The organism is Leptothermofonsia sp. ETS-13 (genome assembly GCF_049200465.1).
In the GTDB taxonomy this organism is placed as follows: Bacteria; Cyanobacteriota; Cyanobacteriia; order Leptolyngbyales; family Leptolyngbyaceae; genus Leptothermofonsia.
This window is the reverse complement of sequence record NZ_CP120836.1, coordinates 4213933-4236840: the sequence shown is the minus strand read 5'-3', so window position 1 is coordinate 4236840 and position 22908 is coordinate 4213933. Positions and strand designations below refer to the sequence as shown.

Sequence of the window (22908 nt, the reverse complement as noted above, 5' to 3'; positions counted from 1 at the left end):
ATCTGGATCAGCTATCCATGCAGATTATCGATCTCACTGGCGACAACCAATCGGCGATCGCCCAAATTGTCGATTTCTTTGTTGCAGGCTTTCAGGGGCGCTCTTCAGAACACTTTGCCAATCGCGACAGTGCTCTGGAAGAAATTCAGGCATCCTTCGCTTCCGATCGCATCAGTCGCATCGCTGTGGATGAGGATGGCACAGTCTTGGGTTGGATTGGTGCTATCCGGAGCTACGAAGGCCATGCCTGGGAACTTCATCCCCTGGTAGTCAGGGGCGATCGCCAGCGGCAGGGAGTTGGCAAAGCTCTTGTTGCTGACCTGGAAGAACAGGTCAGGCAGCGGGGTGGTGGCACGATTTATATCGGTACCGATGACGAGGCTGGCGAAACCAGCCTCTTTGGTATCGACCTTTACCCCAACGTCTGGGAGCACATTGCCCAGATCAAAAACCTGCGCCACCATCCCTACGAGTTCTATCGGAAACAGGGCCACACCATTGTGGGTGTCATCCCTGATGCGAACGGCTTTAGTAAACCCGATATCCTGATGGCAAAGCGAATCAAAGAGAAAGACTAGTACAGACCGCAAAACAAAAGTTTTGTTGGGAGTGCAGAGGGTGAAACCCCTGCTTGGGGGCGAAGCCCCCAAACCTCCATGTTGCAAAATTTAGTGTTTGCAACATTAGACTATTTGAAACTTGCTACGGATCATTGCCTCTACAGAAACTCAACACTCAGGTTGAAAACTGTTTCCATACTGGCTCCAGGGTCTAGATAAATCAAGCGCTCCCCCGTGTTCAAAGCATTGCGGGGTGCCGTCCAGGGTTCCAGACAATAATAATCCTTCCCTTTAATTGTCCAGAAGACCAGCGTTGAGAAAGCGTTGCTGTATTCCAGCAGGAGCCGGAAAGACTGACTGGGATCAATCACTGTTGCTGACTGACGAGTGACGCCAATAAAAGCAACATCAATTTCATCCTGCTGAAAGTTAAAATGACCGTCAAACGGATGCACAGTTTTCGTTCGCTGATCGAGAAAGCTGCTGGCAGGGATGTCAAACTGCAGTTGGGATTTGTCCGTCACCTGAAAGTAGGGATGAAACCCGGCTGAAAAAGGCATGGATACAGGCGAATGGTTCGTATAGCGCTGATGGGTTGCCAGGGTGCCATTGTGCAGGGTGTAAGTGAATATCAGTTCAAACTCAAAGGGGTAAAAGGCACGGGTTTGCTCGTTGCTAACCAGTCTTAAAACTAAACTGCCCCGGTCTTGAGTCATCTGTTCCACCACGTCCCAGGGCAAATCGCGGGCGAAACCGTGTTGCTTCAGAGTGTAGAGTTGGCCGTTATGAGTGTACTGATTGTCTGGCAGGTTACCGCAGATGGGAAACAGGATGGGGATGCCACCCCGCACGGAAAGGGACGGATTGGCAAACCGCTCCTCATCCAGGTAAAGAATGTTTCGCCCATTAACCTGCCAGCGAGTGACGATGCCACCCCGCTCTGGCACCACTTCCAAACTGGCTCCGGTTTCAGTGCTGGACAGAACGTAAGTTTTGTAGGGTTCCTGCTTGAGGGCGATCGCAAACATGACTGTCACCAAATAGCGGCTGCCATCAATGCGACCGGAGGAGCGATCGCCGTGTCTTCTTCTGGCACCGAAGCATCCTCGTCAGACTCCTGATATTTCAGATCATCAGCCAGGGATTGGTGTAAGCCGGACAGGTATCTGAGGGCGATCGCCTCCTCACGACGAACTTCTGCCCCATCGGGTGTCGGTAAAATCTCTGGGTAAATCAATGAAGTATCCATTGAAGAGTCAGCCGGTTGCTCAATCGGTTGCTCAGAAACCGATTCGGGGACAGACTCTGTTACTGAATCTTCAGAGATTGCTTCTGCCGCTGGAACCTCCGCCGGAGTTGAGGTTTGGCTGGACGCATCCTCCTGGGGAGCGGGGGGTTGGCTGAAGTCCACTGGGGCTTCAGACGTTGAAGCATCAGGCGTACCCGATTCAACCCCATCGGTAGAAGAATCTTTATAGGAATCTACCGGATCCGCAGGCCCCCCAACTGCCGAGGGTGGATCAACCGTATCCGCGGGTGGGGTTTCTTCCTGAAGGAGCTTCTCCGCTTCTCGCAACAGGCGATCGGCTTCGGCAGGATTGGTCAGAGAATCTGTCGTATCGGTTGAATAGTCCGAAGAATAGTCAGAAGTGGCCGTATCTTCTGAAGCAGGAACGTCAGGATTTACGGCTTCGTTGGAATAGGAAGGAGTGGTATCGGTCGATGGATCTGATGATTCCGAATATTGGGCATCAGGAGAAACGGTGTTGTCTAGATGATTGGGTTGGGCATTGGGTGATTGGGAATCACTTGCCGTTGAGTCCGAATCCTGGGGTTGGACAGAATCGGTTGACAACACAGGATCCGCGGCTGGGGATGCCATGTCTTGAGGAATAGTGGGCTCTGGCGAAGGAGAGATCGCTTCCCCAGAAGGAGTGGGTTGGACTGAGGGGGTTGAACTATCTTTAGGAGTTGAAAAATCTGCTGGCGGAACAGAACTATCCGATGGCAAGGTTGGTTGGGGAGAGGGCGTCGCAGTGTTGGCTGAGGGGGTCGGTTCTGTTCCCGGAGCAGAGGTGTCCGCTGGAGGAACCGTTGCCTCCGGTGAGGGAGAGGTTGCCTCTGTAGGCGGTGAGGATTCTGGAGAAGAAGAGTCGGCCTCTGGAGTTTTGGGCTCAATGAATGGAGTATCGCTTCCAGTTGGGCTGGAGGATTTATCCGCAGGCGTTGGCGCGGTGGATGGTTCGATTTTGGGAGAAATGCGGGCATCCAGGACTGTGGGCGATCGCATCGGTTGGGTGAAGCTTGTGGATAGATCGTGAATCTGCTTGAGGATTTGAGCCCCGCGATCGCCCCCCACCACCTGAGGCTGATAGTTGCGCACCTCAACGGGTAAGAACTCTACCTTCATCTGTCGGTCTTTCAAAGCGACCTTCAAGACAGCCGTGTCATAGTCCTTACGAGAATTGCCGCCGAAGATAAAGTTGCCCAGAGAATAGGCGATCGGGCGTCCTTTATAAATCTCGGCCCCCTGCAATACATGGGGGTGATGCCCAACGATCAAATCCGCTCCCTGATCCACTGTAAAGTGGGCCAGATCAATCTGCCACTCCGCGGGATAGTTCGCCAGTTCCTCCCCCCAGTGAAAGTTCACCACAATCCAATCCACCTGATCGCGGATGGACTTGATATCGGCAGCAATCCGAGCTTCATCGGCGAAGTTCGTACCTGCCTTGCCCTTACCGGCTGCGTGGAAATCGGCACCGTAGTAACCCAGGTACGCAACCCGTTGCCCCTTCACTTCCACAATTTCTGGACGACGAGCTTCCTTCTCATCCCGCCCTGCCCCTAAATGCAAAATCCCTGAACGGTCCAGGGTATCGATCGTTTCAGTGAGCCCGGCTTCCTCAAAATCCATAGTATGGTTGTTAGCCAGGGTCACCAGGTCTACCCCACCTTTTTCCAACACCTTCACCGACTCAGGATCAGCTTTAAAGTTGAACTGCTTATCCGGCAAAGGAATAGTCGCTTTTGTTAATGGATTCTCCAGGTTGACCATAGCCAGGTCCGCCTGGCGATACTCATCCATTGCGGCAAAGGCATGATCATAGTCCTTGCCAATCGTTTCTTCAAATGCCTCTCCCAGAGTGACGTCCCCCGAAAACATCAGTGTGACAGTCGGATCGTTGGGGTCGGCCACCTTGTCGTGCTTCACAACGGGAACCGCTTCCAGGGCGGCTTGCACAGTGTCGGGCCGGACCGTTGCCTGCTCACCAGAACCTGTCTGGCTTTTATTCGTTTCTGGCTGGGAGGAAGCAACCGCATTAGTCTGTTCCACCGGAGCCTTTGAGAACCCCAGAAAACACCCAAAGAAAAAAGCAAACAGGGGAGCACCACTGACCAAAAAGGCCCGCATTGTCTTCAGTTGGGTTTTGCGTTGAGCTGTCTGCTGCACCTGGGTACGAAGTTGCTGTGACTGCTGCTGCCTCAATCGCCGCGCCGGAGAAACCACCCGCACAGACTGCTGCCACAGAATCTTTGACTCCCCCGCAAACTGGGCAGCGATCTGTACCCCTTCAATCACCGCAGAGTTCAGGTGCCAGATGCGGTGACAAATGTATCGCACCAGGTAGTCGCGCCGATCGTCTGGCAAGTCTTCCGATTCAACCCAGGGCAACTCTACCAAAACCTTCAAGTAGCCAGGACGAATAGCCCCCACCGAAGCATGCATGCCATAAGGCACCAGAAACTGGTTAATCCAGTGGGCGATCGCCTGAAAATTCCCTGCCTTTGCCAGTTCTACAATCGGTGGTTGATATAGCTTGTCCGTGTAAACCATCGCTGCTAACCCTCACTATCCGCCACGCTCATCTCAATATGAGACCCACTCCCTCAAGATATGAGACCCACTCCCTCAAGTCACACTGCAACACACTGCAACTAATAGTTCATTAATACTCCATAATCTTCGAATTTCTCAAAAAATCTCGGTTAAAGTGGCAGGTTTTATCCAAAAGTGTGTGAGATGGGAAGTCAGGGGTGTGACAGACATCACATAATTTACAGTTAGATGTCACGGCTCAAGCTGCATCGCATCACACCTGGCCAGCGATCCCAATCAATTTTTTAGTCAGACAAATTGCTGATATTAGAAGAAGCGATCGTGGATGAAGGATTGGTGCTTCTATGATTTCTTCTCTGGTTGAATCCGCATTTCAAACTGGCTGCCTCAGCGTCGAATCAGAAGGCTTGATCCGCCAAGTCCTGGCAGTTGGTGGTTGCCGCTCCACAGATTTACAAGCCTTAGAAAAGCTGTACGACGCCATCAAACTGGGCCATATTCGTCGGGAAGCCCGCCAATCCCTTCAAATGCCATCTATCAAATGTCCTACTATTCGGTGAGGGGAGGTAGTGTTCCGTCAGGAAAATTTTGACAGGTCGAAGACCCGCAAAATTCAACTCTACTCAACAACCTGGATTTTGGCTAACCCGTCAGTTATAGCTATAGCCACCAGGCTTAGGACGGGGTGCAGGGGTGGCCCCCCTGGCTGGGGGCGCAACTCCCACACCCCCTTAAAAACAATGTCCTAAGCAACCTGGCGACAGCTATATTGATTGATTGACCAGTAGTAGATGTGGCTCTCCTGGGAGTTTTGTGATAAGCTTCGCTTATCACAAAAACAAAATCAATATTCCATGGTTTTTGTTTGGGGCGAAAGAGTAACTTACGCTACTCTTTCACCGGCAAGCCAGAAGAACCGTGGATGTTGGGGTGAGAGGCGAGGGGAAAACTCAAAATTTAAAGCTCAAAACTCTCCTGCTCCCTGGCCCCTCACCCTTTTGCAACCGCACTCAAATCATTGCAGAATGGAGGCAGTCCACCTTACCTATTGATGGTTCGCCATGGCCAGCCTGCCTGCTAACATAAAAGATTTACTCTCTGACCTGATTGCTCGCTATCGCTCTCAAATTGACTACCTGGCAATTCGCCTGGAAGCGGCAGAAGGGTCAGACATTCTCCTGCGGGGTAATCGGATTGAAACTTTGAGTGAAGGCATCTCCATTGGGGGGCAGGTAAGAGCTTGCTACAGAGGTGGTTGGGGGTTTGCCAGTTTCAATCAGCTCTCGACTCTGGCAGAACGGATTGAGGAAGCGATCGCTGCTGCTCGTCTGGTTGGTGAGGAGGAGACATTGCTAGCCCCTATTCCCCTGGTTCAAGATACCTGCGTCTTACCTCTGACTGGCACCGATCCACGACAGGTTCCCCTTCTGGAAAAGAAACTCCTTTGCCAGCACTACGGCGAAATTCTTCGTAGTGTCAGTCCCAAGGTGGCAACAGTTTCCGTACGTTATGGGGATAGCTCGCAGCGGATTATCCTTGCAACGTCGGAAGGAACCCTCCTGGAGCAGTCGTGGGTTGATATGGAAATGCGATTTGCAGCGACTGCCCGCAATGGAGACACGGTTCAAACTGGGCGTGAAACAACTGGTTCTCGCAAGGCTTATGAAGATCTGGTTGGGCTGGATGCCCAGGTGCGTAGTGCGGCTCAAAGAGCAGTGGACTCCTTGGTACTGCCTCCGGTGAAGGGGAATACCTACACCGTTGTGATTGACCCGATTTTGACTGGACTATTTGTCCACGAAGCGTTTGGACACCTTTCGGAAGCAGACATGGCCTACGAAAATCCTGACCTGTTAGAAGTCATGAGCCTCGGTCGGCGGTTTGGCCCCTCTGAGTTACAGATTTTTGATGGAGCCGCTCCTGCTGGTCACCGGGGCAGCTACTTTTATGACGATGAAGGTACGCCCGCCACAACAACCCAGCTAATTAAGGATGGGGTTCTGGTGGGACGACTCCATTCTCGTGAAACAGCAGGTAAGTTGGGCGAGGAGGCCACAGGGAATGCTCGCTGTCTTAACTATCACTATCCTCCCATCGTCCGTATGACTAATACCTGGATTGAGCGCGGGAATACGCCTGTCCAGGATTTGTTTAGCGGTATTGAGGAAGGGGTTTATGCCCGCAACTGGTTGGGTGGCATGACGAACGGTGAAATGTTTACTTTTGCCGCTGGGGAAGCCTGGATGATCCGCAATGGCGAAATTGCTGAACCCGTTAGGGATGTGACCCTTTCAGGAAATGCGTTTAAGACGCTGGCCGACATTGAGGCGATCGGGGATGATTTTTTCTGGGATGAGTCGGGTGGATGTGGTAAGGGAGGGCAGAGTGGCCTGCCTGTTGGATGTGGCGGTCCCAGTTTACGCATTCAGAATGTAGTGGTTGGTGGGGAGACAGTTTAGACTCAATCCCCCTATCAGCAGGCCGTTAGGATAGATTTGAGCTATTCCTGCCATTACTCAGAGGGAGGTAGCCTTCCTCGCCGCTTGCGGGCTTCCATCGCCTTTTCCAGCGCATTTAAGAGGCCGGGCGCTTCTTCTTGCAGACGGAGCAAGAGGCGTTCACCTTCTGTGATGTCACCGGGATCCTCGCCGGTATCCATAACTGCTTTAAGACGAGGAAGGGCGATTTCATCAACTAACTCGATCAAGCTGTAGAGGCAGCGGTTGAATTGGCGCTCGGTAAGGGTGGAGTCTTCCAGGGGGAATTCGATGATGGCTCGAATTTCACCATCGGAAGGATCGTATTCCCACTGGAGCATTTTGGTTTCCCAGGAAATGCAAAGCATGGTTTGCAGGATAGCGGATTTATGAGGATGATCCTTTACTCCAGAAAGAACACGGGGCGCGAAAAGTTCAAAGAACTCTCCGTCTTCATCTAGTTGGATCACAATCAGAAATTCTTCCACGTTATCGGCATGAACGCCAGTGAGAATTCGGCATTCTTCCTCGTCTACACGATATTTCCAACCCTTGTTATCCAGGTAACCAGCGATCTGTTGCAGCGTTGCGCCCATAAATATGATTACGTTTCACAGTCGATATTAGCCCTGAGGAACAGTCAGCTGGTTGGGCTGCTGAGCCAATCTAAGATCCACTTGTTTATAGAGATTCTCCGGAGTGGATGAATTATCGAGAACTACATCTGCTCGGGCAGTTTTCTTTTGAATTGCCATCTGGCTGCTGATTCTGGCCTGAGCCTGCTCCAGAGTGAGGCGATCGCGCGTCATCAATCGCTCCAATTGCTGTTCTAAAGAACAACGCACGACCCAAATTTCGGTGACCAAATCGGTCATCCGGGCTTCAAACAGGAGCGGGATTACCATAACAACAATAGGATTTAGTTGAACATCATCCAGAGGAGGGGTGTTGATGGCCTCAACGAGGCGATCGCGTACATGGGGATGAATTTGCTGCTCCAGCCAGAGCCGTTCCGCGGAACTGCTGAAAATGATATCACCCAACCGATGCCGATTCAGCATTCCATTTGGCAATAGAATCCCAGAACCATACCGGGCTGCGATTTCTTGTAGGATTGTCGAACCCGGTTCAACCGTTTCTCTGGCATAAACATCCGCATCTAATACGGGAAGCTTATGGACTTTTGCCAGATAGTCTGAAACCGTTGTCTTTCCCATCCCAATACCACCCGTCAGCCCAATGATGCGCTGATGCTGCTGAGTCTGCTTGTTGTGAACATCCATAGGTATTTGGAGACTCTAAGACTTCACTGTAAGTAGCTTTTCCGATAGAGAGGTGCTTTTGAGAATATAAGGCGGGTAAAAGTTTGGGTGAGGTGTCACGCTTGTTGCTACTTACTGATTCTGCCAGTTTTCTGGAGAGGGGGCCAGAATTTGGCTGAAATCCGCTTTGGAGAAGACAGTTCATCCATCACAGCGCCACTCTCCTTTTAGAGAGCTCTTGATAGTTAGAGAGCTCTTGATAGTGCTCTCCGTTCCTTATCGAGGGGATCAACGCTCTCCAACGAGAGTCTGTACTTTACTGGCAACAAGAGTATAGGAAAATCTCAATAGACAGGGATACGATTGAGTCTAGTGCAGAGGACGATCGCCCTTTTACAATGAGCAGTAGAACAAATCCAGCGCGTTCAATCTAGCGGAGTTACCTTATGTTGCTAAAGTCTACAACTCGCCATATCCACATCTTCACCGCTACGGTTGAAAACAATGAGTTGGTGCCGAGTAAAAATGTACTAACCCTTGATGTAGACCCTGACAACGAATTCAACTGGAATGAAGATGCCCTGCAAAGGGTTTATCGAAAATTCGATGAACTGGTGGAAGCCTACGGGGGGGCAGATCTCACTGAGTACAACCTGCGCCGTATTGGTTCCGATCTAGAACACTTTGTGCGATCGCTACTACAAAAAGGTGAAATCTCCTACAACCTGAACAGCCGCGTTCTCAACTACAGCATGGGGCTTCCCCGCCTTGAAACCCAGGAAAGCTGATGTTTACAAACTGTTACCTGCTGTCTTCACAAAGATTTTGAGTTAGTCGCTCCAAAGGCCCATTCTATAACGCTAGTAAGATTCGTAACTATTGTTATTCATCCACTTTGTGGAAAAACCATGCTTTGTGGAAAAACCAGGCCTAGAGAATTGGGATTAGTAGCCATAACTTCAAAATTTTTAACAAAAACGTTCATCAAATCAGTTTACCTTAACGATTTAGGGGTTATTTAGCGTTAGGACTTAACGCTTCACCGCATGCCAGGACCCGAAAATCAACGATAGGTTGGATGATTTAGCATGAGCAGTAATTTAGCAACCAAACTGCGTGAGGGCACCAAAAAGTCCCACACAATGGCAGAAAACACAGGTTTTGTCGCGTGTTTCTTGAAGGGAACCGTTGAAAAAAACTCATACCGCAATCTGGTTTCCAACCTCTATTTCGTTTATTCCGCTATGGAAGAAGAAATGGAGCGTCAGCGTGAGCATCCTATTGTTTCCAAAATTTACTTTCCTGAATTAAACCGTAAAGCAGCTTTAGAAAAAGACTTGCTTTACTATTACGGTCCCAACTGGCGCGAGCAAGTTGCTCCTTCAGCGGCGGCAGAAGAATACGTTGCTCGCATCCGGGAAGTGTCTAATACCGCTCCTGAGCTGTTAGTGGCTCACTCTTACACTCGCTATCTCGGCGACTTATCCGGTGGTCAAATTTTGAAAAAAATCGCCCAGACAGCCATGAACCTGTCTGACGGTGAAGGAACCGCTTTCTATGAGTTCAAAACCATCTCTGACGAAAAAGCGTTTAAGAACACCTATCGTCAGGTAATGAACGATCTACCCGTTGATGAAGCCACCGCCGATCGCATCGTTGATGAAGCCAATGATGCCTTTGGGCTGAACATGAAAATGTTTAGAGAATTAGAAGGCAGCTTGATCAAGGCAATCGGGCAAATGCTGTTCAATACCCTTACCCGTCGTCGTAACCGGGGGAGTACTGAATTGGCAACTGCTGAGTAAGCATAATCCAATTGGCAATTCTGGATTGTCGATCTTGGGGTCCTGGCTACTAACATCTGGTTACTAACAATGGTCAGTGTCCTCTATCGATAATCAACAATCGACAACCCTTGATGAATCCTGAGGATTTGGTGGTTTCCCAAAGCTATCAAGACTCCAGGATTCTTGGCTATAGCAATCCTTCTTAAAATTTGAACGGGGTGCAGGGGTTCCACCCCTACGTGGGGGCTTCGCCTCCCCGCTACCAATTAATTATGACTACCTACTTAGGATCATGGATTCAATAACACCACATTTTTTGAGTGAACTGACCTCTCCCCCTTCCCCTCTCCGACTCGGAGAGGGCTGCCAAAGACGGGATGAGGTTTTCGGAGTTATTTAACTCTCATTCCTTAAGTTGTTGGTTGCTGGTTGTTAGAGAAGGTAATATCAAATCCAGCTTAAAGATGAAGCGTGCGAAGATGAGTGAAGCACTCAAACCTCAGAACCCAAACCTCAAGTCGCTCCCCTCTCTCTGTAAAAATTAACAACACCTTATCAAGCGAGGCATGGCAACCAAAATTCCCGTCACAATCATCACAGGCTTTCTTGGTAGTGGTAAAACCACCCTCATCCGTCATTTATTGCAGAACAACCAAGGCAGGCGAATTGCTGTACTTGTCAACGAGTTTGGAGAACTCGGCATTGATGGAGACTTGCTGCGCTCTTGTCAAGTCTGTGACGAAGAGACAGCAACTGCTATCACAGACGAACCCGGCAGACAAAATCATTCTGCCGCCACCAACATTGTTGAGCTCACCAACGGCTGCCTTTGCTGTACCGTTCAAGAAGAATTTCTTCCTACCATGCTGGAGCTCATCCAGCGTCGAGACAGCCTTGACTGCATTTTGATTGAAACTTCCGGGTTAGCCCTACCCAAACCTTTAATCAAAGCTTTTCGCTGGCAAGAAATCCGCAATGCCGCTACAGTCGATGGAGTCATCACCGTTGTGGACTGTGAAGCCGTTTCCACTGGAACTATCGCCAGCGACTTGCGGGCACTGGAGGCTCAACGCCAGGCTGATCCCAATCTGGATCACGAAACCCCAATTCAAGAATTATTTGAAGACCAGCTAGCCTGTGCCGATCTGGTGATTCTCAATAAAGCTGATTTAGTGGACACCCAAACTTTCAATCAGGTTGCGGAACGAGTTCGAGGAGAGCTACCCAGAGCAGTTAAAGTAGTTCCAGCCAACTACGGCAGGCTTGATCCAGAAATCTTGTTAGGGTTTGAAGCGGCGGTTGAAGAGAGTTTGGAAAGCCGCCCCAGTCACCACGATCAAGAAGAAGATCATGACCATGACGATGAAATTCATTCAACCTACGTGATCCTGGAGCGTGGGTTTAACCCGGAAATACTCAAGCGGCAACTAGAAGCTCTGGTGCAGGAGCAGGAAATCTATCGAATTAAGGGATTTGTGGCTGTTCCACAAAAGCCGATGAGATTAGTCCTACAGGGAGTAGGAACTCGTTTTGATCAATTCTACGATCGCCCCTGGAATCCAGAAGAACCTCGACAAACACGACTTGTGTTTATTGGTCGTTCCTTGGATGCTGAAAAGATTGAGTCAAAGCTGGCTGCTATGCTAAGTTAGAAGGTTTAGCGGGCCAGGAATTAGATAGACTCACCGCACACATCAACCAGGTAGCAAATCGAGCGAAAACGTAAACCAACCAGCTGTTCGTAGAGGGGGTTGAGCTTGCAGAGCGGCGGAATATGCGCCAGCTTCCGGCCAAATAGGATGACGTCTCTTTCAAATGGACACTGACCGGGGATCGCTTTGTAGAGGAAACGGGCTAGTTTGGGGTTATCAATTTGCAGCCCATCGAGCCAGTGGCGAATCGGGTTTAGAATGCTGAAGTTGAAGGGGTAGGGTTTAGCGGCTTGGGTAGGGTACAGCCCTTTACCAAATACGAAATCAGACATGGTATCACTCCCTCTTGTCTGTTAATCTCATTCGTTCATGCGGGTTACTGAAATTTTTGATGCGTCCATTCATCATTTTGATGCGTCCATTCATCAATTGTTCCCTCACTAACAAGATACAAATCAAAATTAGGATTTCCGTAAAGCCAGTAAGAGAAGTGGCACTCTCCAGGTAAAAATCCCAATGAATTGTTCAGGGTTCTCTCTAACAAGGCACTAGCTTGAAATGAATTGTTCAGGGTTCTCTCTAACAAGGCACTAGCTTGAACTGTCTCCAGGGAAATGAGTAGAGCTTAAGAAAACCTTGAGCAAAAGCACAAAAAGTGAGGGGGTTTAACAGGAATAGAGATCCCTCTATAGAAAATAGCCTAATAATAGAAGAAGCTTGGAAGCTTTATCTAGAAGATATTTAAAGCTACTTAGTGTAATCCGGATTATCATACTTTGCTTCACGTTATCTTTAACAAAGCAAAGCCTTCGTAGAAATACACAGTACCCAGGGGGGGAATTTTCGAGTATTTATAAAGTCTAGGTAAATATCAGGAATTTTATTTTTCTTCTCATTCTCAGGATATAGTTGGCTATTCACTATCGACTTAAACTGTGATTGTTATCACTGTGATTGTTATCACAGAAAATAATGACTAAGATCTCTAAATTCTTAATGGAAATATTTGAAAATTAGATGAATTGAAGGTACGATCGAAACTATTCCAAAATGAAAAAGCAGGCTCATCTACCCCGTCCGAATATTGAGGAAATGGTTAATAAAATTGTGGCTTGTGGCAAGATCAGCCGTGCGGATCAGCACCAATTCATGTCTGCTCTCTTGTCTCAAACAAGTATCAATCAGGCAGAACACGAATTGATTAACCGTGTGTTTGAGCTCTTGAGGGCAGGACGGCTCAGAGTGGTGGATTAAGTAGGTAGTCATCATTAATTAGAATTAGCAAAGGGAGGAATGGGGGCTGCGCCCCAAGGCAGGGGGTTTTACCTCCTCCAGCCCCGAAATTATCCTTAATTGAATTGCGCCTAGCTACCTATTTAACATAGCCCAGATCAACTGCCACTCGATGGGCACAGGCAAATCCAGAAAATGCTACGGCATTGAGTCCCTGCCCCGGAAATGTACTATCCCCAACACAGTATAGACCTGGAACTGCTGTGCGATTGAATGGCATTCCCAGTAAACCTCTGAGTTTACGTGCCGGGATCGGTCCATAGGTACCATCATCTCGCCCCAGAAAACGACGATGAGTTCGAGGAGTGCCCACTTCTTGATAATCTAGACTGGATGAGAGACCCGGAAAAATTTGTTCCAGACGCCCAATTAGACGGACAGCAGCGTCTTCCTTATGTTTCCGATACTCCGTGGGGGACAGTCCCTGCCAATCTTCTATCCAGCTTGGGGTGAAGGTATGGATAATATGATGGCCAGGAGGAGCCAGGTCCGGATCGAGTAAAGTTGGGATTGAAACAAAGATGGTTCCTTCTGGCGATTCCATCTCCTCCCAGTTTTCTAGCAGAACGTGATGGCATTCAGTACCCACCGGCAGGGCTTCTGCTTTGATTCCCAGATGCAAGCTCAAGAAACTGGGAGATTTCTGATAACGCTTCTGCCACCTGCGCTCGGCAGCGGGCATTTGGTCGGGGGGAATGAGTTTTTCAAATGTGTCCCAACGGGTGGCATTGGAGATAATTCGCCTGGCCTGGTAAACTTCACCCGACGCCAGTTGAACACCTACTGCCCGCCCATTTTCTTGCAAAATACGGGTCACTCTGGCTTTGTACTGAATGTGCCCACCAAATTTTTCTAACCCTTCAACCAGTTTTTGGGCAATGCGGCCAACTCCTCCTTTGGGATAGTTGATGCCACCGTAGTGGCGATCGCTAAATACCATGCCTGCATTAATCATTGGCGTCAGATCTGCCGGAACTACTGACCAGCAGTAACACTCTATATCAATAAATTTCAGGAGAATGGGGTCACTAATGTATCGACGGGCAATATCTCCTACATTCTGAGGCAAATACTTCACCAACCCCAAACAGGCAAACGGATGCTGAAAAAAGACCCGCATCAAATAACGAGGTTCTTCCAGGGACAGCAATTCCATCGCATTGAGGCAATTAAATACTTTCCAGCACTCGTCATAGAAGCGCCGAATTCCTAATTTTTCGTGGGGGAATTGGTGAGTCAGTTCCTGCAAAAATTTCTCATAATCCCGGTGCACTTTTAAATCTAGCGCATTAGGCAGATGGTAATGAATCTGCACCGGATCAGGGATGGTTTCTAAGCCAACATTAACGGCTTGCAGAGCACGGGTCAATAGATTGGTGGTTCCCTTCGTACCAAAACCAAAGATCATGGAGGCCCCAACGTCAAACCGATAGCCCTGCCGCTCAAAGTATCCTGCACTCCCCCCTGGAATCAGGTAGCGCTCTAAAACAAGAACACGGGCCCCTTTTACAGCCAACTGAGTTGCAGTAACAAGCCCTCCAATTCCTGAACCAATGACGATCGCATCCCATTTCTGATCAGGGAGAGATGGGTCAAAGCGATGCTCCAATAGCCGATGACTCGATACCCCCTGGGCGATATCAGATGTAACAGACATGAACTAAAGACAGCAACAGGTACCTCCCCAGTGTATCGGAGTTAGGCAGTGAAGAAAAAAGGGATTGATCGATCGCCGACCAACCCCATCTGCCGATCCTTCAGAGAGGAGAACACTTCACTCAATCTAACCTTATTGAGACTAATTGTCAATAAATTAGTGAGAGCAGTTTCAGCTTCGGTGGAGTTTGAATTTTGAGTTCTGACGAAGGCAACAAGCCACAGGGTAGAGTGGAGGAGTTTTGAGTTCTAGATCAAGGCGACAGGCAGCAGGCAACAGGTGACAGGCGGTTCTTCTGGCTCCTGACTCCCAACTTCTGGCTCCTCAGTGCATGCGCTTGGTGGCATTCCCCAAATAAATCGGTAGCAGGCAAGCATCCTGGCATGAACATCCTGAGTTACAGGAAGGGGGTTATGATAGGGCAAATTTCTGACCAGAGTTCTTTTTTTAAGCTATGACTCTTCAAATGCGTGTCTACGTTCCGCCCCATCCACTCATCAAGCACTGGTTGGGTGTGGCTCGCGATGCGTCTACTCCCTCAGCGTTGTTTCGTAGCGCTATGACGGAACTGGGACGATGGTTAACCTACGAGGCAATTCGAGACTGGCTGCCCACGAGGGATGTAATGATAGACACGCCACTCGCTCCCTGTCCAGCCACATTCGTTGATCCAGAGGTTCCCATTGTTGTGATGCCAATTCTGCGGGCAGGGCTGGCGCTTCTGGAAGGTGCCCATGCTGCCCTGCCACTGGCCTCGATCTACCATATCGGTTTTGTCAGAAATGAGGAGACGCTGGAACCCAGTTGTTACCTGAACAAGCTACCGGAGAACTTTGCGCCTCAAACGCGGGTACTGATTACGGAGCCTATGCTAGCCACAGGAGGCACCAGTATGGCAGCCATGACAGAGCTCACCCGGCGTGGGATTGACCCATCTCTGGTTCGAATCATTTCCGTCGTGACGGCTCCACCTGCCCTGCAAAAGTTGAGTGTAGCTTACCCAAGCCTGACGGTTTATGCCGCCGCGATTGATGAAGGACTCAATAATCGGGGATTTATTGTGCCAGGTTTGGGAGATGCGGGCGATCGCACTTTTGGTACATGAGATGCTAATCTGTAGCCTTGATACCTGTGTGGGCAGTCTGAGCCACAATCGTTAAGCTTGGGATAGGAACTGTACCATCAGTTTTTTCGCTGTACAGCTGAGATGGTAGTTGAGCGATGAGTCAGCAAGATGAATTTGCCGGTGGTTTTTTATTAGGCACCCTTGTGGGTGGCATTGTGGGAGGAGTGCTGGGCGCATTAGTGGCGTCCGGTAAATTGAAAGAACTGGTTTCATCCGAGGAAGCACCGCTTCTGAATTCAGACCAGCCGGATGACAAGGGGGGTAAAGCAAAGAAGCGTTCATTGAAGCCCCAGGATGCTCAACAGGTAGATATTGAGGCGGCGCGGCGCAGCCTGGAAGATAAGATTGCCCAATTGAATGATGCGATCGATGATGTGCGTCAAAAACTGGGGGGGGTTAACGGAACGTCCAGCAAAAGTAGTGAGCCGTCTGCTTCTAAAGAAGCCTAGCTAAAAATTAGGGAGTGGGGATGGGGAGGGAATGGGGGTGGGTACAGGAATAGGAAGCCAGGTTGAGATTTGTATCACCCCTTGCGAGGGATGATAAATTCTACTTGATCAAGCTGAAGACTTGGTGAGATTCCGCTAGACTAAGTTTAAGTATCAAAAACCTTCGACCTGAGAGGATGTAACCACACATGATTTCTTCTCCAGTCTATTTAATCGTTCAAACGCTCGTAACTTTCATTAGTATTTACACCATTCTTCTGGTAATTCGGATTTTGCTGAGCTGGTTCCCAAACATCAACTGGTTTGACCCTCCATTTTCTTTCCTGAGCCAGCTGACCGACCCTTACCTCAATATCTTCCGCTCCTTCATTCCTCCTCTCGGTGGTTTGGACTTTTCCCCAATCCTGGCTTTGATGTTGTTACAAGTTTTGGGGCAAATGATTACACGTCTGGCCTATGCCGTCGCTTAGTGATTCTTACAGGAACTTCAGTCGGTTTCTGTTTTCTTTTTAATTTGTTTTTGTAGCATGATACCTCGCTGCTCTCAGGTCAGTAGCGAGGTATCATGCTTTATGGATCTTCATAAATGGGTGGATTATCGACGAACAACGCCAGCGAATCCGGCTGCCTTAAACTGTTCTAGCTTGAGGGGAGTGGGTTGATTTGCTGGAACTGAAATTCTCAATTCAAAATCGCTAATGCCCGGTGGAACTTCTTCGATCGCACCTAAACGTGTCCGGTTTTGCATCACCGAGTCATTGTTGGCATCGTAAATTCGCCCAAAAATATCCGCGTTGATGACGGGCTTGCCCGATTTGTTTTCTGCCTTACCCGTCACAATGAAGCAATTGGCAGCCATGGGAGTTCCGCTGTCAACTGCACCTTCTGCCAGTTCTGGCGGGCATTCATGGTAGGACAGATCAAACAACCTGACCTGAGTGAGGGCAAAAGCAGGAGGGGTGACCCAGGCGGTCAGCAACCAGAGGACACTTGCCGCAACGACAATCGTGAGCGCTCGAAACTTCATAGCTTGTGAGGTGAGGGGACAGTTTCTTGATTACTCAGAATACTGCATTGAGGGGACGGGGGAGTAGGCAGGAGCCGAGGAGCCAGAAGGCAGGAATCGGGAGTTAGGAGCCAGGAGTCAGGAGAACCGCCTGTTGCCTTCATCAGAACCAGAACCCCTTCACCCTCCTACTCATCCCTCCTCCTTTGCTCTCAATTAAAATAAGGTAAGTAGCTAGGCACAATTAAATTAAGAATAATTTTGGGGGTGGAGGGGATTTTACCCCTTGCCTGGGGGTGCAGCCTCCACTCCCCCCTTTACAATTAATTGTGACTACCTACTTATGTCGATTTGGAGTAATTTCGCTTATCGAGACTGTTTACGGAAACCTTCAAGGGTTAAAGACTAGCCAACTCAAGCAATTGCAGCGGCTTTACCATCAGCGGTTGCCGGGCGATCGCCTCACAACACCTGAGTTTGCCCAGCGGCTTGCTGCCATCAGTACTGAGTTGAGCCAACCTGTTTGCGCCTATATCAACCGTCGAGGGCAGGTCATTCGGGTAGGCGTTGGGACACCGCGCCAGACTCAAATTCCCCCTCTAGAACTACCTCGTTATGGGGCAGAGCGGCTTTCTGGTATTCGATGCATCTCTACCCAGTTAAAGCATGAGCCTCCTACTGAATCGATTTTGACGGCGATGGCAATCCAACGGTTGGATGCGCTGGTGTCGCTCACGCTTACGGGCGGGGGCTTTGAGCGGCGAGGTGGAGGAGCGACTGGCTATGTCAAGGAAACCTACCTGGCGCACCTGTTGCCCCATCCAGAAACGGCATGGACTGTTTCACCACCTTTGAGTCTGGATATCCTGGCAAACCATGATTTCCTCCGCCTGGTGGAGGGGCTGGAAGAGGAATTTCGGCGGGAGTATATTGCCCGCCAGGTTGACCGAGATCATGATCAAGTTCTGCTTGTGGGATTAATGACCGATCGCGACACGCCCCAACAATTTCAAAATGGGCTAGCAGAGCTGGCACGGCTGGTTGAGACGGCAGGCGGCGAAGTTTTACAAACTCTGAAGCAGCGGCGACCCCATCCCCATCCCCAAACAGTTGTGGGCGAAGGAAAGGTGCAGGAAATTGCCCTCACTGCCCAAACCATTGGTGCCAATCTGGTGGTGTTTGATCGGGATCTTTCTCCCGCTCAAATTCGGAACCTGGAAACCCAGATTGGAGTGCGGGTTGTGGATCGAACGGAGGTCATTCTGGACATCTTTGCCCAGCGAGCCCGCTCTGGAGCCGGGAAGTTGCAGGTAGAACTGGCCCAACTGGAGTACATGCTGCCGCGTCTGGCAGGAAGAGGACAGGCCATGTCCCGCCTGGGCGGTGGAATTGGAACCAGAGGACCTGGAGAAACCAAACTGGAAACTGAGCGTCGGGCCATTCAGCGTCGTATCTCCCGCTTGCAGCAGGAAGTGAACCAGTTACAGGCACACCGCAATCGCCTGCGCCAACGACGGCAGCATCAAGAAGTTCCTTCGGTAGCGGTGGTGGGCTATACCAATGCAGGCAAGTCTACCCTGCTCAACGTACTGACCAACGCAGACGTTTATACCGCAGACCAGCTATTTGCCACTCTGGACCCAACCACTCGCCGTCTGGTTGTTCCAGATGCCGTTACCCAGGCACCCAGGCCCATTTTGCTGACAGATACCGTTGGTTTTATTCATGAACTGCCGCCATCGTTGGTGGATGCCTTTCGGGCGACATTAGAGGAGGTAACTGAGGCCGATGCGCTGCTACATTTGGTGGATCTTTCCCATCCTGCCTGGCAGACTCAGATTCAGTCAGTGATGACGATTTTGTCGCAGATGCCGATCGCCCCTGGCCCAATCTTGCTCGCCTTCAACAAAATCGACCAGGTGAATGGCACGCGCCTGACCCATGCCCAGGAAGAGTATCCGCAGGCAGTGTTTATTTCAGCGAGTGATCGCCTGGGGTTAGAAACTCTCCGACTCCGCCTGGGGCATCTTGTCCATTACGCGATATCTTCTTAAGCGATATCTTCTTAAACCGCTTACCGTTGCCCGGTCACGATGTAGGCGACTCGTTTGCCAATATTGGTGGCATGGTCTGCCATCCGCTCCAGATGGCGAATGATGAGAACCATGAGCACAATGGGTTCGACTACACCTGGAAAATCTCGCTGTTGTGCCAATTCGTTATACAGGGTTTCGTAGTCCAAATCAACCGCATCGTCTCGAATCTTAACTGCCAGTCCTGATTCTGCATCCATATCCGATAGGGCGGCCAAGCTCATAGCCAGCATCGCTCGACAGCGATCGCACATCATCTGCATTTGCCCCATGTAAGGCGGAACGGGGTAGGGAAACAGACGCACAGCAATTTCCCCCAGGTCTTCAGCATAGTCACCAATTCGTTCCAGATCGCGTACCAGCTGCATAATGGCACTCAGCAGGCGTAGATCCTGAGCAACAGGGGCTTGTAGAGCAATTAGACTGACACAATCTTGTTCAATCTGGCGATAAAAGTGGTCAATCTGCTTGTCCTGAATTGCAATCTGACTAGGTGCTTCCAGATCCCGCTCAAATAGCGACCGACGGGCTAGAAAGAACGAATTCTCTACCAGAGCGCCCATACGTAGAACATCTTGCTGGATACGCTTAAGTTGACGCTCAAAATGAGTGCGGGTGGTGGATCGTGGAGTGTTCAATGAAGTGGTTACCAAAGTTAGATGTTAAAGTTTTTAACTTTCTGAACTGCAGCAGATTAGCATTCAAGTTATCCCAAGTATAGCTACCAACTCCTAGACAATGGAAACATTTTCGGAAACAATTGATTAAATCTAAATTATGGGTACTTGAAAGTTAGAGTTAAACCCATCGGCTTCAAGATTGCACTGTAACTTTAATGACAAAAAGCAGTTCTAATATTTATCTAAGGAAGTTGGTCAAGTGATTTTAATTTCTCTTGAATCCTTAAAGTTCTCAGTTGCGTACTCTCATACTAATTTAGCTATCAGGAATAGGGAACTAGCCTCAATAATCTTGTCCGAATTCTGGCTTTTGGTTGTTCAATTTTTGTTGAATCACTATTCTTTGTTGATTTGGAAACTACTATCGGTACACTCATGACATTGAGAGATGTCTTAATCCCTATCAACTGTTTGTATAAATTATGTCTGAATCTGTTAACTTTCACTCGTTATTAACGCAATTACAAACCCGCTATCCAACTAGCAGCCTGATTTCAGAACTTGTGCAGGTTCATGGCGATCGCTTTGTAGTGCGTGCGCTTGTTCAACTGGGTGGGGTAGCGTTGGTAACGAGTATGGCCGCCGCCGCAACCATTGAACAGGCTGAAGATCAGGCAAAACTACGGGTGTTGGCCATGCTGGGCATTGGTGTGGGCGATCACTCTCCTCTCCTTCCTTTTTCACCCCCCAGCCCAGCCTCTGATGCTGATTTTTCCTCAAACTTGCCTAAGCATCAGGAATTTCCACCGACCACGTCCGTACCCACTTCCTTTGAAGAAGCCGCTGCCGATGTGGCATTTCGTTCCGCCCCCATTCCACCTCTACCGCTAGAGTCCCGGCCTGTTTCTAAACCCATCATTCAGTCCAGATCCCATTCATCCCATCGTAGTCGGGTAAAATCGCCCCCTGGGCTTGAGGAATTGCCCCAATTGAATGGAGCAACTGCATCAGAACCAATCCATGAAGGAGGTTTAGAGCTTGTAGAAGAACCATTTACAAATCAGAATTTTCAGAATACAGACACTGATTTCACCCCGGAACCTGCTGATGAAACCTCTAGTGAACCTGTCGATTTGTCAGAACTGATCGCCCTTACCGATGTTGAAATGGAGCGGATTGGCTGGAGTAAAAAGCGTGGTCAAAGCCACCTGAAACGAACCTATGGCAAACAAACACGGGCTGAATTAAACGAAGACCAACTGATGGAGTTTCTTCACTATTTACGAGCACTTCCCTCCGGCAGTAGTTCGTAAGGAGGGCCAGAACCTAATCTCTCAGCACATACCCCACACGCCGAATGGTTTGAATTAATCGCTTTTCACCCTTCTCTTCCAGCTTCAAACGCAGATAACGAACGTAGACTTCAATAATGTTTGAATCTCCAATAAAGTCATACCCCCAAACGCTTTCTAAAATCTGGTCACGAGTATAAACCTGGCGGGGGTGGTTAAGCAGATACTCCAGCAAGTCAAATTCCTTTGCCGTTAGCTCGATCGCCCGCTGCCCCCGAAAAACTTCACGGGTACGGCGATTCAGACTCAAGTCATCAAATTGCAGGGTATTCTGGTCTGCCTCCTGGGTACGGCGCCGGTGGGCCCGCACCCGGGCTAGCAATTCTTCAATACTGAAAGGTTTGACAACATAATCATCTGCGCCCGCATCCAAACCCGCTACGCGATCGCCCACCTCATCTTTTGCCGTTAGCAGAATCACCGGAACTTTAATGCCCGTTGCCCGCAACCGGTGACAAATCTCAACCCCCGTCATCCCTGGCAACATCCAATCTAAAATGACTAACTCCGGTGCAGACTCCCGTGCCAGAGTTAAGCCCGCCATGCCGTCATGGGCAACGCTGATGCGGTACCCTTCACTGGTCAGTTCCAGTTCAATGAACCGAGCCAGTTTAACTTCATCTTCAACTAAAAGGATGTGGGCTGACATAAACACCTCGCTTTTTAGGGGCGGGATTGCACTGATCAACAAGGGAGAACTACGGTAGATGGAGAATGGAAGTTACCAAGCGCTTTCCTCATAATTTATTCTTCTACTGATCGAATGAGTTTTTACTGAGAAGGCGATTAAGTGTCGCCTCATAAAACTTCCTGAATAAATCAACCCAAAACTCTTAGGACTTTTTAATCTTTCAATTAGAAGAATTTCAGCCTGGTTCAGCAATCTGTTAATCAAAGGCAATTGATTGATTTAAGTACCTGACCGATTGCTCTGCTTTACTACCTTCGAGGATTGAGACATGAAAGGTTCAATGTATGGTGGTCTTTCTGCATTGATGGTGGCGATCGCTACATCCGGTATCATCGCTCCTGCGTCTGCTCGCCTAGGGATTACTACTGGCAATCCCAATGCATCTGCACCATTGGTAATGGCAGGTGATACCTCCATGGTGTTTAACTTTACCGCTCCCTTTATCACCAGTTCAGGTGTGCGGGGTAGCGCCCATTTTATTCGGTTAGCTGTGGTCGGCATGTCGCTTAACGACCTGATGATTTCGCTTCCCAGTCAGATGGAAGACTATGACAATATTTGAGTCACAGACCAAAACGGTCGGGATGTTCCTGCTAGAATCACACCTACTAAAAACAAAGTTGCCATTGTCTTCAACCAACCTGTCGCGCAGAGTACCTATCTGGAAGTTCAATTTACTGGGGTTCAAATGCGCCGTTCCGATGGAGATATCATTTTTTATGGCGTCACTGCTGAGCGAACAGGCCTTATGGGAGAAATCCCCATTGGCACTGCCAGCGTGCAAATTCCCAATCGTAGCTAAAGCGGCTTAAAACCAATCAGACACTAATCTTGCAAACACTCGATTTTGTGACATGGGGGTTTGGGAACGAAACCCCCAAAGCAAGAGTTTCACCCCTGCACCCCCAACAAAACTTTCGTTTTGCTGTATTAGAGGCGGGTAGTACTCGCCTTTTTCATTTCTTGAAGCCCAGGCACCCCCCCAGAAAACTTTAGTTAAGCTTAAACTATGGCGATCCTATCTGGATGATGAAAAGGGACT

At 49.3% G+C, this 22908-nt stretch carries 22 protein-coding genes; 13 read left to right on the top strand and 9 right to left on the bottom strand.

Features of this window, described 5'->3' with window-relative positions; translation table 11 throughout:
* Positions 1-17: 17 nt before the first annotated feature.
* Positions 18-578, top strand: coding sequence for a GNAT family N-acetyltransferase (locus P4D80_RS19245; protein WP_421655624.1), 561 nt, complete (start codon positions 18-20; stop codon positions 576-578).
* A gap of 140 nt (positions 579-718) precedes the next feature.
* On the opposite strand, the gene P4D80_RS19240 is transcribed toward P4D80_RS19245, so the two are convergent.
* Complete coding sequence (locus P4D80_RS19240) at positions 719-1588, bottom strand: aldose epimerase (RefSeq protein WP_421659569.1); 870 nt, start codon at positions 1586-1588, stop codon at positions 719-721.
* Positions 1589-1593: 5 nt separating this feature from the next.
* Complete coding sequence (locus P4D80_RS19235; protein ID WP_421655622.1) at positions 1594-4398, bottom strand: CapA family protein; 2805 nt, start codon at positions 4396-4398, stop codon at positions 1594-1596.
* 347 nt (positions 4399-4745) lie between these two features.
* On the opposite strand from P4D80_RS19235, the gene P4D80_RS19230 reads away from it, so the two are divergent.
* Positions 4746-4961 (top strand): hypothetical protein, encoded by a 216-nt coding sequence (locus P4D80_RS19230; RefSeq protein WP_421655620.1) that lies wholly within the window; start codon positions 4746-4748, stop codon positions 4959-4961.
* 501 nt (positions 4962-5462) lie between these two features.
* Positions 5463-6860, top strand: coding sequence for a TldD/PmbA family protein (locus P4D80_RS19225; RefSeq protein ID WP_421655618.1), 1398 nt, complete (start codon positions 5463-5465; stop codon positions 6858-6860).
* Positions 6861-6913: 53 nt separating this feature from the next.
* Here P4D80_RS19225 and P4D80_RS19220 read toward each other — a convergent pair whose 3' ends face one another.
* Together P4D80_RS19220 and coaE are read right to left on the bottom strand one after the other, a co-directional pair.
* Positions 6914-7474 (bottom strand): hypothetical protein, encoded by a 561-nt coding sequence (locus P4D80_RS19220; RefSeq protein ID WP_421655617.1) that lies wholly within the window; start codon positions 7472-7474, stop codon positions 6914-6916.
* Positions 7475-7501: 27 nt separating this feature from the next.
* Positions 7502-8161, bottom strand: a complete 660-nt coding sequence (coaE, locus tag P4D80_RS19215) for a dephospho-CoA kinase (RefSeq protein ID WP_421655616.1) — start codon at positions 8159-8161, stop codon at positions 7502-7504.
* A gap of 425 nt (positions 8162-8586) precedes the next feature.
* On the opposite strand from coaE, the gene P4D80_RS19210 reads away from it, so the two are divergent.
* From P4D80_RS19210 to cobW, 3 genes are all read left to right on the top strand, one after another.
* On the top strand, positions 8587-8928 hold the full coding sequence (locus P4D80_RS19210; RefSeq protein ID WP_421655614.1) for an NAD(P)H-quinone oxidoreductase subunit M: 342 nt from the start codon (positions 8587-8589) through the stop codon (positions 8926-8928).
* 300 nt (positions 8929-9228) lie between these two features.
* Entirely contained in the window at positions 9229-9945 is a 717-nt protein-coding gene (locus P4D80_RS19205; protein WP_421655612.1) for a heme oxygenase (biliverdin-producing), read from the top strand.
* Positions 9946-10493: 548 nt separating this feature from the next.
* Positions 10494-11579 (top strand): cobalamin biosynthesis protein CobW, encoded by a 1086-nt coding sequence (gene cobW / locus P4D80_RS19200; RefSeq protein ID WP_421655611.1) that lies wholly within the window; start codon positions 10494-10496, stop codon positions 11577-11579.
* Between the two features lie 20 nt (positions 11580-11599).
* On the opposite strand, the gene P4D80_RS19195 is transcribed toward cobW, so the two are convergent.
* On the bottom strand, positions 11600-11911 hold the full coding sequence (locus P4D80_RS19195) for a Mo-dependent nitrogenase C-terminal domain-containing protein (protein WP_421655610.1): 312 nt from the start codon (positions 11909-11911) through the stop codon (positions 11600-11602).
* A gap of 718 nt (positions 11912-12629) precedes the next feature.
* Between P4D80_RS19195 and P4D80_RS19190 the strand changes: the two genes are divergently transcribed.
* Entirely contained in the window at positions 12630-12833 is a 204-nt protein-coding gene (locus tag P4D80_RS19190; protein WP_421655609.1) for a hypothetical protein, read from the top strand.
* Between the two features lie 118 nt (positions 12834-12951).
* Here P4D80_RS19190 and crtH read toward each other — a convergent pair whose 3' ends face one another.
* The gene (gene crtH, locus P4D80_RS19185) at positions 12952-14529 is read right to left on the bottom strand and encodes a carotenoid isomerase (RefSeq protein WP_421655608.1); all 1578 of its coding nucleotides are present in this window, start codon (positions 14527-14529) and stop codon (positions 12952-12954) included.
* 454 nt (positions 14530-14983) lie between these two features.
* Between crtH and upp the strand changes: the two genes are divergently transcribed.
* From upp to P4D80_RS19170, 3 genes are all read left to right on the top strand, one after another.
* A complete protein-coding gene (gene upp, locus P4D80_RS19180; RefSeq protein WP_421655607.1) occupies positions 14984-15634 on the top strand; it encodes a uracil phosphoribosyltransferase in 651 nt (216 codons plus the stop codon).
* 116 nt (positions 15635-15750) lie between these two features.
* Positions 15751-16104, top strand: a complete 354-nt coding sequence (locus tag P4D80_RS19175; protein WP_421655606.1) for a hypothetical protein — start codon at positions 15751-15753, stop codon at positions 16102-16104.
* Positions 16105-16292: 188 nt separating this feature from the next.
* Positions 16293-16574: a YggT family protein gene (locus P4D80_RS19170; RefSeq protein WP_421655605.1), complete on the top strand. Its 282-nt coding sequence runs from the start codon at positions 16293-16295 to the stop codon at positions 16572-16574.
* Between the two features lie 125 nt (positions 16575-16699).
* On the opposite strand, the gene P4D80_RS19165 is transcribed toward P4D80_RS19170, so the two are convergent.
* Positions 16700-17131, bottom strand: a complete 432-nt coding sequence (locus P4D80_RS19165) for a hypothetical protein (protein WP_421655604.1) — start codon at positions 17129-17131, stop codon at positions 16700-16702.
* A gap of 308 nt (positions 17132-17439) precedes the next feature.
* On the opposite strand from P4D80_RS19165, the gene hflX reads away from it, so the two are divergent.
* Positions 17440-19164, top strand: a complete 1725-nt coding sequence (gene hflX, locus P4D80_RS19160; RefSeq protein WP_421655603.1) for a GTPase HflX — start codon at positions 17440-17442, stop codon at positions 19162-19164.
* Between the two features lie 20 nt (positions 19165-19184).
* Here hflX and phoU read toward each other — a convergent pair whose 3' ends face one another.
* Positions 19185-19841 (bottom strand): phosphate signaling complex protein PhoU, encoded by a 657-nt coding sequence (phoU, locus tag P4D80_RS19155; RefSeq protein WP_421655602.1) that lies wholly within the window; start codon positions 19839-19841, stop codon positions 19185-19187.
* 464 nt (positions 19842-20305) lie between these two features.
* Between phoU and P4D80_RS19150 the strand changes: the two genes are divergently transcribed.
* The gene (locus P4D80_RS19150; protein ID WP_421655601.1) at positions 20306-21136 is read left to right on the top strand and encodes a hypothetical protein; all 831 of its coding nucleotides are present in this window, start codon (positions 20306-20308) and stop codon (positions 21134-21136) included.
* Positions 21137-21149: 13 nt separating this feature from the next.
* On the opposite strand, the gene P4D80_RS19145 is transcribed toward P4D80_RS19150, so the two are convergent.
* On the bottom strand, positions 21150-21824 hold the full coding sequence (locus tag P4D80_RS19145; protein ID WP_421655600.1) for a response regulator transcription factor: 675 nt from the start codon (positions 21822-21824) through the stop codon (positions 21150-21152).
* Positions 21825-22134: 310 nt separating this feature from the next.
* On the opposite strand from P4D80_RS19145, the gene P4D80_RS19140 reads away from it, so the two are divergent.
* Complete coding sequence (locus P4D80_RS19140; protein WP_421655599.1) at positions 22135-22428, top strand: hypothetical protein; 294 nt, start codon at positions 22135-22137, stop codon at positions 22426-22428.
* Positions 22429-22908 lie beyond the last annotated feature (480 nt).

Coding starts and splice junctions, on each gene's coding strand:
- P4D80_RS19245 (WP_421655624.1), top strand. CDS start 18: ATGCAGATTATCGATCTCACTGGCGACAACCAATCGGCGATCGCCCAA.
- P4D80_RS19240 (WP_421659569.1), bottom strand. CDS start 1,588: ATGTTTGCGATCGCCCTCAAGCAGGAACCCTACAAAACTTACGTTCTG.
- P4D80_RS19235 (WP_421655622.1), bottom strand. CDS start 4,398: ATGGTTTACACGGACAAGCTATATCAACCACCGATTGTAGAACTGGCA.
- P4D80_RS19230 (WP_421655620.1), top strand. CDS start 4,746: ATGATTTCTTCTCTGGTTGAATCCGCATTTCAAACTGGCTGCCTCAGC.
- P4D80_RS19225 (WP_421655618.1), top strand. CDS start 5,463: ATGGCCAGCCTGCCTGCTAACATAAAAGATTTACTCTCTGACCTGATT.
- P4D80_RS19220 (WP_421655617.1), bottom strand. CDS start 7,474: ATGGGCGCAACGCTGCAACAGATCGCTGGTTACCTGGATAACAAGGGT.
- coaE (WP_421655616.1), bottom strand. CDS start 8,161: ATGGATGTTCACAACAAGCAGACTCAGCAGCATCAGCGCATCATTGGG.
- P4D80_RS19210 (WP_421655614.1), top strand. CDS start 8,587: ATGTTGCTAAAGTCTACAACTCGCCATATCCACATCTTCACCGCTACG.
- P4D80_RS19205 (WP_421655612.1), top strand. CDS start 9,229: ATGAGCAGTAATTTAGCAACCAAACTGCGTGAGGGCACCAAAAAGTCC.
- cobW (WP_421655611.1), top strand. CDS start 10,494: ATGGCAACCAAAATTCCCGTCACAATCATCACAGGCTTTCTTGGTAGT.
- P4D80_RS19195 (WP_421655610.1), bottom strand. CDS start 11,911: ATGTCTGATTTCGTATTTGGTAAAGGGCTGTACCCTACCCAAGCCGCT.
- P4D80_RS19190 (WP_421655609.1), top strand. CDS start 12,630: ATGAAAAAGCAGGCTCATCTACCCCGTCCGAATATTGAGGAAATGGTT.
- crtH (WP_421655608.1), bottom strand. CDS start 14,529: ATGTCTGTTACATCTGATATCGCCCAGGGGGTATCGAGTCATCGGCTA.
- upp (WP_421655607.1), top strand. CDS start 14,984: ATGACTCTTCAAATGCGTGTCTACGTTCCGCCCCATCCACTCATCAAG.
- P4D80_RS19175 (WP_421655606.1), top strand. CDS start 15,751: ATGAGTCAGCAAGATGAATTTGCCGGTGGTTTTTTATTAGGCACCCTT.
- P4D80_RS19170 (WP_421655605.1), top strand. CDS start 16,293: ATGATTTCTTCTCCAGTCTATTTAATCGTTCAAACGCTCGTAACTTTC.
- P4D80_RS19165 (WP_421655604.1), bottom strand. CDS start 17,131: ATGAAGTTTCGAGCGCTCACGATTGTCGTTGCGGCAAGTGTCCTCTGG.
- P4D80_RS19150 (WP_421655601.1), top strand. CDS start 20,306: ATGTCTGAATCTGTTAACTTTCACTCGTTATTAACGCAATTACAAACC.
- P4D80_RS19145 (WP_421655600.1), bottom strand. CDS start 21,824: ATGTCAGCCCACATCCTTTTAGTTGAAGATGAAGTTAAACTGGCTCGG.
- P4D80_RS19140 (WP_421655599.1), top strand. CDS start 22,135: ATGAAAGGTTCAATGTATGGTGGTCTTTCTGCATTGATGGTGGCGATC.